Origin of the sequence: Streptomyces sp. NBC_01788 (genome assembly GCF_035917575.1) — a bacterium.
In the GTDB taxonomy this organism is placed as follows: Bacteria; Actinomycetota; Actinomycetes; order Streptomycetales; family Streptomycetaceae; genus Streptomyces.
Window position 1 is genome coordinate 2747023 of record NZ_CP109090.1, and the last position, 11875, is coordinate 2758897.

Annotated in this window: 8 protein-coding genes; 2 read left to right on the forward strand and 6 right to left on the reverse strand. The window is 71.8% G+C overall.

Annotated elements, in window-relative coordinates; genetic code table 11:
• Positions 1-201: 201 nt before the first annotated feature.
• Both dnaJ and hrcA read right to left on the reverse strand, forming a co-directional pair.
• Entirely contained in the window at positions 202-1341 is a 1140-nt protein-coding gene (dnaJ, locus tag OIE49_RS12675; RefSeq protein ID WP_100566900.1) for a molecular chaperone DnaJ, read from the reverse strand.
• Complete coding sequence (gene hrcA, locus OIE49_RS12680) at positions 1342-2358, reverse strand: heat-inducible transcriptional repressor HrcA (RefSeq protein ID WP_100566899.1); 1017 nt, start codon at positions 2356-2358, stop codon at positions 1342-1344.
• A gap of 201 nt (positions 2359-2559) precedes the next feature.
• Between hrcA and OIE49_RS12685 the strand changes: the two genes are divergently transcribed.
• On the forward strand, positions 2560-3315 hold the full coding sequence (locus OIE49_RS12685; protein WP_326802406.1) for an MBL fold metallo-hydrolase: 756 nt from the start codon (positions 2560-2562) through the stop codon (positions 3313-3315).
• A gap of 32 nt (positions 3316-3347) precedes the next feature.
• Positions 3348-4211: a DUF3097 domain-containing protein gene (locus OIE49_RS12690; RefSeq protein ID WP_326802407.1), complete on the forward strand. Its 864-nt coding sequence runs from the start codon at positions 3348-3350 to the stop codon at positions 4209-4211.
• A gap of 44 nt (positions 4212-4255) precedes the next feature.
• Here the strand turns inward: OIE49_RS12690 and hemW are convergent, their stop codons facing one another.
• From hemW to lepA, 4 genes are all read right to left on the reverse strand, one after another.
• Positions 4256-5521, reverse strand: coding sequence for a radical SAM family heme chaperone HemW (hemW, locus tag OIE49_RS12695; RefSeq protein ID WP_326802408.1), 1266 nt, complete (start codon positions 5519-5521; stop codon positions 4256-4258).
• 48 nt (positions 5522-5569) lie between these two features.
• Positions 5570-7492 carry a SpoIIE family protein phosphatase gene (locus OIE49_RS12700; RefSeq protein ID WP_326802409.1) on the reverse strand — a complete coding sequence of 641 codons (1923 nt, stop codon included), beginning with the start codon at positions 7490-7492 and terminating at the stop codon, positions 5570-5572.
• A gap of 229 nt (positions 7493-7721) precedes the next feature.
• Positions 7722-9596: an AMP-dependent synthetase/ligase gene (locus tag OIE49_RS12705; RefSeq protein WP_326802410.1), complete on the reverse strand. Its 1875-nt coding sequence runs from the start codon at positions 9594-9596 to the stop codon at positions 7722-7724.
• A gap of 269 nt (positions 9597-9865) precedes the next feature.
• Entirely contained in the window at positions 9866-11734 is a 1869-nt protein-coding gene (gene lepA, locus OIE49_RS12710; protein WP_326802411.1) for a translation elongation factor 4, read from the reverse strand.
• Positions 11735-11875: the final 141 nt, after the last annotated feature.

The following is an 11875-nucleotide window of genomic DNA, read 5'->3' on the forward strand; positions in this document are numbered from 1 at the left end:
ACGAGTCCGAATCCGGGCGACCTCCGGCATATGCCGGAGGAATCCCATTCCGGCGGACCACCGAACCGGTGGTCCGCCCCGGCCCCGCCTCAGCGACCGTTGAAGGCATCCTTCAACCGCGAGAACAAGCCTTGCTGCCCAGGCTGACTGCGCCTGCCCGGGGGACAACCCCCGGACCCCCGGCCGGCCCCCAGCCCCGCCTCAGCGACCGTTGAAGGCATCCTTCAACCGCGAGAACAAGCCTTGCTGCCCAGGCTGGAACTGCCCCTGGGCGCGTTCCTCGCCGCGCAGCTTGGACAGTTCGCGCAGCAGGCGCTCCTGCTCGGGGTCGAGCTTGGTCGGGGTCTGGACCTCGACGTGGACGATGAGGTCGCCCCGGCCGCCGCCGCGCAGATGCGTGACGCCCCGGCCGTGCAGCGGGATCGACTGGCCGGACTGGGTGCCCGGGCGGATGTCGACCTCCTCCAGGCCGTCCAGGGTCTCCAGCGGCACCTTGGTGCCAAGGGCCGCCGCGGTCATCGGGATGGTGACCGTGCAGTGCAGGTCGTCGCCGCGCCGCTGGAACGTCGAGTGCGGCAGCTCGTGGATCTCGACGTACAGGTCGCCGGCCGGACCGCCGCCGGGGCCGACCTCGCCCTCGCCCGCGAGCTGGATGCGCGTGCCGTTGTCGACACCGGCCGGGATCTTCACGGTCAGGGTGCGGCGGGCGCGGATGCGGCCGTCGCCGGCGCACTCCGGGCACGGGGTGGGCACCACCGTGCCGAAGCCCTGGCACTGGGGGCACGGACGCGAGGTCATGACCTGGCCCAGGAAGGACCGGGTGACCTGCGAGACCTCACCCCGGCCGCGGCACATGTCACACGTCTGCGCCGTGGTGCCCGGGGCCGCTCCCTCGCCGCTGCAGGTATTGCAGACGACGGCCGTGTCGACCTGGATGTCCTTCGTGGTGCCGAAGGCCGCCTCGTCCAGCTCGACCTCGAGCCGGATCATCGCGTCCTGGCCCCGGCGCGTGCGCGAGCGCGGTCCGCGCTGCGACGCCGTGCCGAAGAAGGCGTCCATGATGTCGGAGAAGTTCCCGAAGGAACCGCCGGCCCCGAAGCCGCTCGCGCCGGCCCCGCCGGACTGCGAGAGGGGGTCGCCGCCGAGATCGTAGACCTGCTTCTTCTGCGGGTCGGAGAGCACCTCGTAGGCGGCGTTGATCTCCTTGAACCGCTCCTGGGTCTTCGGATCCGGGTTGACGTCCGGGTGCAGCTCGCGTGCGAGCCGCCGGAAGGCCTTCTTGATCTCTTCCTGCGACGCGTCACGGCGCACGCCGAGAACGGCGTAGTAGTCCGTGGCCACCTACGACTCCGCCAGGATCTGTCCGACGTACCGTGCCACTGCGCGTACCGCTCCCATCGTTCCCGGGTAATCCATGCGGGTCGGTCCGACCACGCCGAGCTTGGCCACTGCCTCGCCGCCCGAACCGTAGCCGACCGACACGATGGACGTGGAGTTGAGTCCTTCGTGGGCGTTCTCGTGACCGATGCGCACGGTCATGCCCGCATTCTGCGTCTCACCGAGCAGCCTCAGCAGCACGACCTGCTCCTCCAGCGCCTCCAGAACGGGCCGGATGGTGAGCGGGAAGTCGTGCGGGAAGCGGGTGAGGTTGGCCGTGCCGCCGATGACCAGCCGCTCCTCGTTCTCCTCGACGAGCGTCTCCAGCAGAGTGGACAGCACGGTTGAGACCGTACCCCGGTCCTCGACGTCGAAGGCGTCGGGCAGGTCCTCCACGAGCTGCGGGACGTCCGTGAAGCGGCGGCCCGCGACCCGGCTGTTCAGCCGCGCCCTCAGATCGGCCAGGGAGGTCTCCCCGAAGGGCACCGGGCAGTCGATCATCCGCTGCTCGACCCGGCCCGTGTCCGTGATCAGCACGAGCATCACGCGCGCGGGCGCGAGAGACAGCAGCTCCACGTGCCGCACGGTCGAACGGGTCAGCGACGGATACTGCACCACGGCGACCTGCCGGGTCAGCTGGGCGAGCAGCCGCACCGTGCGGGCCACCACGTCGTCGAGGTCGACGGCGCCGTCGAGGAAGTGGTGGATGGCGCGCCGTTCGGGCGCGGTCATCGGCTTGACCTCGGCGAGCTTGTCGACGAACAGGCGATAGCCCTTGTCGGTGGGGATGCGGCCGGCACTGGTGTGCGGCTGGGCGATGAAGCCCTCGTCCTCCAGGGCCGCCATGTCGTTGCGGACCGTGGCCGGTGAGACGCCCAGGCTGTGCCGCTCGGTGAGTGCCTTGGAGCCGACCGGCTCCTCGGTGCCCACGTAGTCCTGGACGATGGCGCGCAGCACCTGAAGCCGCCGCTCGCTGAGCATCGCGCACACCTCCAGGGTCGTTCCTCGGCCACCCGCCTGGCACTCTGCGCATAGGAGTGCCAGCTCTACCCGGCCCAGTGTACGGCCGCCGGGTACGCCCCCGGCAAGGCCGGGCCACGACTGCCTGCGAGGTCGGGACCGGGATCACCCGGGATCGGCCGGGATGTCGTACCCGGCGGGCATCACCGCTAGCGTCGCCCCATGACGGATGCGCGGGAAACCCCTCGGGACGAAGCCCGGGAAGAACTGGAATGGGAACGGCTGGCGGACGGGGTGGGGCGGTGCCGCCTGCCCGGATGGGACTGCACGACCGGGCTGGTCGTCGGGGAGGGCGCCGCGCTGATGGTCGACGCGGGTTCGAGCCACGCGGAGGGCGCGCGGTTGCGTGCCTGGGCGCGGGCGCGCGCCGGTGGTGATGTGACACATCTCGCGCTCACCCACCCCCACTTCGACCACATCTTCGGGGCAGCGGTGTTCGACGGCGCGGAGATCTTCGCCGCCGAGGGCGCGGACGCGGTGTTCGGTGACAGCGGTGAGCGCGCGGAGCTGCGCGGGGACGCGGTGCGCCAGGGCCTGGACGCCAAGGCGGCCGAGGAGGCGGCGGACACCCTGGTACGGCCCGGCCGCGAGGTCCGCGACCTGCTCACCCTCCGGCTCGGAGGCGGGCGGGAGGTGCTGCTGGTGAACATGGGCCCGGCGCACTCCACGCACGATCTCGCGGTGGTGGTGCCGGGCGACCCGACCGTGGTGTTCTGCGGGGACCTGGTCGAGGAGTCCGGCGAACCCCAGGCGGGCCCGGACGCCGTGCCGTCCCGGTGGCCCGCCGCGCTCGACCGGCTGCTGGCGCTCGGCGGCGAGGACGCGCTGTACGTCCCCGGTCACGGAGCGGTGGTGGACGCCGCCTTCGTCCGCGCCCAGCGGGACGCCCTGGCCACGCGCTTCGGCGTGTCGCGCTGAGGGGACACGGCTCCGTCCCTATCGTCACTCGAATGCGCCCACCCGTCTCCCGCCACCGCCCTTCCAATGAGGGCCCTTCGGGCCCGCGCCCTCGCCTGTATTCGCCCGACCTCGACCCCCCGTGGAAGAAGCCGCGGACCGTGCCGGAGGTTCCCGCCGAGCCGGGTCTGGTGGTGGAGGAGCCCGGGACCGGCTTCTGCGGGGCGGTGATCCGCTGCGAGGCGGGCGCGGTGACGCTGGAGGACCGCTTCGGCAAACACAGGGTGTTCCCGCTCGCACCCGGCGCGTTCCTGCTGGAGGGGCGGGCGGTCACCCTGGTGAAGCCGTCGTCCGGTCCGCTACGGCCCACCCGTACGGCATCCGGTTCGGTCGCCGTGCCCGGGGCACGCGCGCGTGTGGCCCGCGCCGGGCGCATCTACGTCGAGGGCCGGCACGACGCCGAACTGGTCGAGAAGGTGTGGGGCGACGACCTGCGCGTCGAGGGCGTGGTCGTGGAGTACCTGGAGGGCGTCGACGACCTGCCGTCGATCGTCGAGGCGTTCGCGCCCGGCCCGGACGCCCGTCTCGGCGTCCTGGTGGACCATCTGGTGCCCGGCAGCAAGGAGTGGCGCATCGCCGAGTCGGTGACCAGCGAGCACGCGCTGGTGGTCGGCCACCCGTACATCGACGTCTGGGAGGCCGTGAAGCCCTCCTCGCTCGGGATCGAGGCGTGGCCCCGCGTCCCCCACGGCCAGGACTGGAAGACGGGCGTGTGCCGCGCCCTGGGCTGGCCGGAGAACACGGGCGCGGCCTGGCAGCGGATCCTGTCCCACGTGCGGTCCTACAAGGACCTGCAACCGGAGCTGCTGGGCCGGGTCGAGCAACTGATCGATTTCGTCACCGCCCGGCCCGAGTAGCCGAGCCGGGCCCGCGGCCCCAGGGACCGCCTGCTCCGGGTGGCTCAGTCCACCAGGTCCCGCACAACCGCGTCCGCCAGCAGCCGGCCCCGCAGGGTGAGCACGGCCCGCCCCGCCTCGTACGGCCCCTCCTGGAGCAGCCCGTCGGACAGCGCCCGCCGGGACGCGGCCAGGCCGTCCGGGCGCAGCAGGTCCAGCGGGACGCCCTCGCGCAGTCGCAGTTCCAGCAGGATCCGCTCCACCCGGCGGTCCTCCTCGGTGAGGAGTTCTCGCCCGGCTCCCGGTGAGCGGCCGGCCGCGAGGGCCGCCGCGTACGCGCCCGGATGCTTCACGTTCCACCAGCGCACGCCCCCGACGTGGCTGTGCGCGCCGGGTCCGGCGCCCCACCAGTCGGCGCCGCGCCAGTACAGCTCGTTGTGCAGGCAGCGGCCGGCTTCCGAGGTGGCCCAGTTGGACACCTCGTACCACTCGAAGCCCGCCGCGGACAGCGTCTCCTCGGCGATCAGATAGCGGTCGGCGTGCACGTCGTCGTCCGTCATCGGGATCTCCCCGCGCCGGATCCGGCGGGCGAGCTGCGTGCCCTCCTCCACGATCAGGGCGTACGCCGAGACGTGGTCGGGGCCGGCGCCGAGGGCCGCGTCCAGCGAGGCGCGCCAGTCGTCGTCGGACTCGCCGGGGGTGCCGTAGATCAGGTCGAGGTTGACGTGCTCGAAGCCGGCGGCGCGGGCCTCGGCCACACAGGCCTCGGGGCGGCCGGGCGTGTGGGTGCGGTCGAGGATCCTCAGGACGTGCTGCCGGGCGCTCTGCATGCCGAAGGAGATCCGGTTGAAGCCGCCCTCGCGGAGCACGGCCAGGTAGGCCGGGTCGACCGACTCCGGGTTGGCCTCCGTCGTGATCTCCGCGTCGGCCGCGAGACCGAACTCGTCGCGGATCGCCGCCAGCATCCGCACCAGGTCCTCGGCGGGCAGCAGCGTGGGCGTGCCGCCGCCGACGAAGACCGTGCGGACCTCGCGCGGGTCGTCGCCGAGCACCTTGCGGGCGAGGCGCACCTCGTCGGTCAGCGTCCCGGCGTAGTTGTCCCGCGAGGCGAGCACCCCGCCGGTGCCACGCAGCTCGGTGGCGGTGTAGGTGTTGAAGTCGCAGTACCCGCAGCGGGTCGCGCAGTAGGGAACGTGCAGATAGAACCCGAGGGCCCGCTCGGCCTCCCCCAGTGCCTTGAAGGCCTGGGAGGGACCCCCACCGGCAAGGGCGTGCGTGGGCAGCGCACCGTCATCGGGAACGGACTCACCATCGGGAAGTGCGGAAGGCATGTCTTCCATTGTCCAGCACACGCGGGCTGGTCCCGGCCGGGTGTTTCGTCAGTCTCGTTCGGCCTGGAGCACCAGGAGGGCCAGGTCGTCCTCCGGGGGGCCCGCGCCGAAGTCGTGGACGAGGTCGCGGATGCGGTCGGCGATCGGTTCGGCGTCGAGGCCGGCGCAGTCGGCGAGGGCCGCGGCGAGGCCGTCGCCGTCGTCGAACTGGCGGGAGCCGGAGCGTCGTTCGGTGACGCCGTCGGTGACGCACAGCAGGGTGTCGCCCGGCCCCAGCTCGAAGGTCTCGCAGTCGTACGTCTCGTCCTCGATCACGCCGAGCAGCGCCTGCGGCCGGGCCACCGTACGGACGCCGCCCTCGCGTCCGAGGACCAGCGGCAGCGGGTGCCCGGCGGAGGCGAGGGTGCAGTGCACGCCGCCGTCGAAAGGGACCAGCTCGCCGTACAGCAGGGACAGGAAGCGGGTCTGGGTGTCCCCGGGGAGCGGAGTGCGCCCGCCGGCCGCCACCAGGACGCGCGCGGCGGCGTCGGCGGCCTCGGTGGCGTCGTCGAGGAGGAGCTGGTTCAGGCGGTCCAGGACGTCGGCGACGCCGTAGCCCTCGCGGGCCAGCAGCCGCAGCCAGGGGCGGGCGAGCCCGATGACGACGGCGGCCTCGGGGCCCTTGCCCTGCACGTCCCCGACGGCGAAGCACCAGCGGCCGTCACCGGCCGGGAAGAGGTCGTAGAAGTCGCCGCTCGGGCCGCCCTTGTCGCACGGCTCGTACACCAGCGCGCTGCGCAGTCCTGGGATCTCGGCGACCGCGCCGGGCAGCAGGCCGCGCTGGAGCACCGCGCTGATGGTGGCCTGGCGCGCGTACTGACGGGCCGCGCCGATGGCGAGCGCGACCCGGCGGCTGAGGTCCTCGACCAGGCCGGTGACCTCGTCGGGGAAGCGGAGCAGCCCGGTCCGCCCGATGACCAGCGTGCCCAGCGGACGGCCGCCCGCGATCAGGCGGTACGCCAGCGCCGCGCCGTGGGCCGCGTGCGGGCCGAGGGCCTCCCCCGGCCAGGGGTAGGGGGCGGGCCCGGACCGCAGGCCGTCGGTGGGGCGCGGCGGGTCCTTCTCCAGGGCCCGGCGCAGTTCCTCGACGTGGCTCTCGCTGCCGTGCCAGACCCGGGCGAGCCGCGGCCCGGCCGCGCCGGTGACGTCGCTCCAGCCCGCGCCGCCCTCGCTCCAGCGGGAGGACCCCCACCGGCCGGTGGACTCGTCCTCCAGCCACACCGCGCACCAGTCGGCGAGCCGGGGCACGAGCAACTGCCCGGTGAGCGAGGCGACCAGGTCCTCGTCGAGCTGTCCGGCGAGCAGATCGGAGGCCTCGGCGAGGAAGGACAGGGCGCCACGCCCCAGCCAGTCGCGGTCCCGCCCGGCCCGCTGCGGCTCGGGCGCCAGGACCTCGGCGATACCGAGGCCGTGTTCCGCCCCGTACGCCTCCTCGCCCTCCTCCGCCGGTGCGGCCTCGGCGGGCAGCCGCGCCCACACCGTCTTGGCGCCGGTCCGGTAGGTGACGCCCCAGGCCTCGCAGAGCGTCGCGACCAGCCGCAGGCCGCGGCCGTACTCCGGGGTCTCGTGCGGCGCCCCGGAACCGTGGTCGCGGGGAGCGCGCGAGGGGTGGTGGTCGCACACCTCGACCAAGCAGGCGCCGGTCTCCGGCTCCAGCCGGCAGGTCAGCTCGACGTCGGTGCCCGCGTGCACGACGGCGTTGGTGACCAGTTCGCTGACCACGATCAGGGTGTCGTCGGCCAGCCGCTCGCCGATCTCGAACCCGAGGTCCGTCCACTCGGCCAGCGCCGCGCGCAGCAGCGCGCGGGCGGCGCCCGGTGCCAGGGAGCCCTGGGGCAGCGTCGCGCGCGCCTGAGGGCACGCCGTCGTGCCGTGCGCGGGCACCTCGGAGGCACGGGAGACGGTCTCCCGCTGCGTGGGAATGGCCCCCATCTGCGGCTCCCCGGGCGGTCCTGACGGATCGGTTCGGTCAATGCCGACAGGGTGACAGACCGACCGCGCCCATAAGCGAGGAGTTACCGAAGTGAGCCGCCTTGGCTGAAAACTGCACCACCGGAGTGATCAAAAACGGACAGCTCCGAGCACCCATGAACGTTTTCGGTGATCATTCCCCGCGCACCCGAGGCGCGCGGGGAGTTCACCGGCCGTGCGGGCTCAGTGATCAGGCCTCACGCGCGCCCGCGTACATCTCGTCGATCAGATGCTTGTACTCCCGCTCCACCACGGGCCGCTTCAGCTTCAGGCTCGGGGTGATCTCGCCGTGCTCGACGTCGAGGTCGCGCGGCAGCAGGCGGAACTTCCTGATCGTCTGCCAGCGCTGCAGGCCCTCGTTGAGCTGCCTGACGTAGCCGTCGACCATCTCGACGGTCCGGGGCGCGGCGACGACCTCGACGTACGGCTTGCCCTCCAGACCGTTCTCCTTGGCCCACTCCAGGATCGCGGGCTCGTCGAGGGCGATCAGCGCGGTGCAGAAGTTCCGGTCGGCGCCGTGCACGAGGATGTTGGAGACGTACGGGCAGACCGCCTTGAACTGGCCCTCGACCTCGGCGGGCGCGATGTACTTGCCGCCGGAGGTCTTGATCAGGTCCTTCTTGCGGTCGGTGATGCGCAGATAGCCGTCCGGGGAGAGCTCGCCGATGTCGCCGGTGTGGAACCAGCCGTCGACCTCCAGCACCTCGGCGGTCTTCTCGGGCAGCTTGTGGTAGCCCTCCATGATGCCGGGGCTGCGCAGCAGGATCTCGCCGTCGTCCGCGATGCGCACCTCGGTGCCGGGCAGCGGCTTGCCGACCGTGCCGGTGCGGTAGGCCTCACCCGGGTTGACGAAGGAGGCGGCGGAGGACTCGGTGAGGCCGTAGCCCTCCAGGATGTGGATGCCGGCGCCGGCGAAGAAGTAGCCGATCTCCGGGGCGAGGGCGGCGCTGCCCGAGACGCAGGCGCGCAGCCGGCCGCCGAAGGCCTCGCGGATCTTGGCGTAGACGAGCGCGTCGGCGACCTTGTGCTTGGCGGCCAGAGCGAAGGGCGCGGACCGGGTGCCGGTGCGCTTGAAGTTGTCCTGGGTGACCTTGGCGTACTCGCGGGCGACCTCGGCGGCCCACTGGAAGATCTTGTACTTGGCCGGGCCGCCGGCGCGGGCCTTGGCGGCGACGCCGTTGTAGACCTTCTCGAAGATGCGCGGGACGGCCGCCATGTAGGTGGGCCGGACGACCGGCAGGTTCTCGATGATCCTGTCCACACGGCCGTCCACGGCGGTGACGTGCCCGACCTCGATCTGGCCGGAGGTGAGGACCTTGCCGAACACGTGCGCGAGCGGCAGCCACAGGTACTGCACGTCGTCGGGGCCGACCAGGCCGGTGGCGGCGATGGCCTTGGCCATGTACGACCAGTTGTCGTGCGGCAGCCGGACGCCCTTGGGGCGGCCGGTGGTGCCGGAGGTGTAGATGAGGGTGGCGAGCTGGTCCTTGGTGATCGCGCCGACCCGCTCCTTGATCAGCTCGGGGTGCTCCGCCAGGTACGCGGCGCCCCGCCGCTCCAGCTCGGCCAGGCCGATCACCCGGTCGCCGGTCTCGACGCCGTCCGGGTCGATGACGACGACATGGTGCAGCTCGGGCAGCTCGGCGCGCTTCTCCTCGGCCTTGGCCACCTGCTCGGCGTTCTCCGCGATGAGCACCCTGCTCTGGGAGTCGGACAGGATGAAGGCCGCCTCGTCGGCGTTGGTCTGCGGATAGACCGTCGTCGTGGCCGCGCCCGCGCACATGATGCCGAGGTCGGCCAGCGGCCACTCCACACGGGTGGAGGAGGCGAGCGCGACCCGCTCCTCCGGCCGCACGCCCAGATCGATGAGTCCGGCCGCGATCGCGTAGACCCGCTCGGCGGACTGCGCCCAGCTCAGCGACCTCCACTCGTCCGGGCCCTCGCCGGAGGCCGCGGGTACGGGGTAGCGGTAGGCCTCGGCGCCCGGTGTGGCCGCCACGCGCTCCAGGAAGAGGGCCGCCACGGAGGGCGGACGGTTCTCGATCAGGTTCTGTGCGTCGCTCACGACATCCTCCGGGGCCCGCGGCGGTGCGGCTGGCTCTTTGCGGCTGGGTGACTCACGGATGGTGGTTCGGACTCTTGTTTAACTCACGAGTAACTAACAGGCAGGATCAGACTAAGGCGCGACCGGCCACCGCGTAAGGGGCCGCGCCCGGGCACTTCCACGGAGAGCTACCGGGCGGATGCGCAGAGGCCCGCCGCGCTTTCGCACGACGGGCCCCTTTTCCACCCGGTTCACCGGGTCGCGTCCGCCCGCTCCGGGCTAGCGGACGGTCACTTCTTGCCCTTGGCCGACCCCGCGCTGTCGTCGCTGGAGAGCACCGCGATGAAGGCCTCCTGCGGAACCTCCACGGAACCCACCATCTTCATGCGCTTCTTGCCTTCCTTCTGCTTCTCGAGCAGCTTCCGCTTGCGGGAGATGTCACCGCCGTAGCACTTGGCGAGGACGTCCTTGCGGATGGCGCGGATGGTCTCGCGGGCGATCACCCGGGAGCCGATGGCGGCCTGGACGGGCACCTCGAAGCTCTGCCGCGGGATGAGCTCCCTGAGCTTGGCCACGAGCCGCACGCCGTACGCGTACGCCTGGTCCTTGTGGGTGATCGCCGAGAAGGCGTCCACCTTGTCGCCGTGCAGCAGGATGTCGACCTTGACCAGGGAGCTGCTCTGCTCGCCGGTGGGCTCGTAGTCGAGGGAGGCATAGCCGCGGGTCTTGGACTTGAGCTGGTCGAAGAAGTCGAAGACGATCTCGGCGAGCGGGAGCGTGTAGCGGATCTCGACGCGGTCCTCGGAGAGGTAGTCCATGCCGAGGAGGGTGCCGCGGCGGGTCTGGCACAGTTCCATGATCGAGCCGATGAACTCGGTCGGCGCGAGGATCGTGGCCCGCACGACCGGCTCGTACACCTCGTCGATCTTCCCCTCGGGGAACTCGCTTGGGTTGGTCACCGTGTGCTCGATGCCGTCCTCCATCAGCACGCGGTAGACCACGTTGGGGGCGGTGGCGATCAAGTCGAGACCGAACTCGCGCTCGAGCCGCTCACGGATCACGTCCAGGTGGAGCAGGCCGAGGAAGCCGACGCGGAAGCCGAAGCCGAGGGCGGCGGAGGTCTCCGGCTCGTAGACCAGGGCCGCGTCGTTGAGCTGGAGCTTGTCCAGCGCCTCGCGCAGCTCGGGGTAGTCGGAGCCGTCCAGCGGATACAGGCCGGAGAAGACCATCGGCTTCGGGTCCTTGTAGCCGCCGAGCGCCTCCTCGGCGCCCTTGTGCTGGCTGGTGACGGTGTCACCGACCTTGGACTGCCTGACGTCCTTCACACCGGTGATCAGATAGCCCACCTCGCCCACACCGAGGCCGTCGGCCGGCAGCATCTCCGGGGAGTTGGTGCCGATCTCCAGCAGCTCGTGGGTGGCGCCCGTGGACATCATCCGGATCCGCTCGCGCTTGCCGAGCTGGCCGTCGATGACACGGACGTAGGTCACGACGCCGCGGTAGGAGTCGTAGACGGAGTCGAAGATCATCGCGCGGGCGGGGGCGTCGGCGACGCCGACCGGGGCCGGGATCTCCTTGACCACCCGGTCGAGCAGCGCGTCGACGCCGAGGCCGGTCTTGGCGGAGACCTTCAGCACGTCGTCGGGGTCGCAGCCGACGAGGTTGGCCAGCTCCTCGGCGAACTTCTCCGGCTGGGCGGCCGGCAGGTCGATCTTGTTGAGGACCGGGATGATCGTGAGGTCGTTCTCCATCGCCAGGTAGAGGTTGGCGAGGGTCTGGGCCTCGATGCCCTGGGCCGCGTCGACGAGCAGGACGGTCCCCTCGCAGGCGGCGAGCGACCGCGAGACCTCGTAGGTGAAGTCGACGTGCCCCGGGGTGTCGATCATGTTGAGGATGTGCGTGTTGCCGGGGTCGTGGGTGGGGGCCCACGGCAGGCGCACCGCCTGGGACTTGATCGTGATGCCGCGCTCGCGCTCGATGTCCATGCGGTCGAGGTACTGGGCGCGCATCTGCCGCTGCTCGACCACCCCGGTCAGCTGGAGCATCCGGTCGGCGAGGGTGGACTTGCCGTGGTCGATGTGCGCGATGATGCAGAAATTGCGGATCAGAGCCGGGGCGGTACGGCTCGGCTCGGGCACGTTGTCAGGGGTCGCGGGCACGCAGGGTCCTGTTTCTTGAGGCGCCTTGTGCCTCGGGTCGGAACGATACGTAGCTTCCATGGTCCCACGGGCGCGGACCGGGGACCGGTTTGGGCCGCCCAGCGGGCCGCTGGTAGCCTGGGCGACTGTGTCTCATGCACT

Excerpts from the sequence above, each read along its gene's own strand:
- OIE49_RS12700 (WP_326802409.1), bottom strand. The coding sequence starts at position 7,492 with ATGGGGGCCATTCCCACGCAGCGGGAGACCGTCTCCCGTGCCTCCGAG.
- hrcA (WP_100566899.1), bottom strand. The coding sequence starts at position 2,358 with ATGCTCAGCGAGCGGCGGCTTCAGGTGCTGCGCGCCATCGTCCAGGAC.
- hemW (WP_326802408.1), bottom strand. The coding sequence starts at position 5,521 with ATGCCTTCCGCACTTCCCGATGGTGAGTCCGTTCCCGATGACGGTGCG.
- OIE49_RS12690 (WP_326802407.1), top strand. The coding sequence starts at position 3,348 with ATGCGCCCACCCGTCTCCCGCCACCGCCCTTCCAATGAGGGCCCTTCG.
- OIE49_RS12685 (WP_326802406.1), top strand. The coding sequence starts at position 2,560 with ATGACGGATGCGCGGGAAACCCCTCGGGACGAAGCCCGGGAAGAACTG.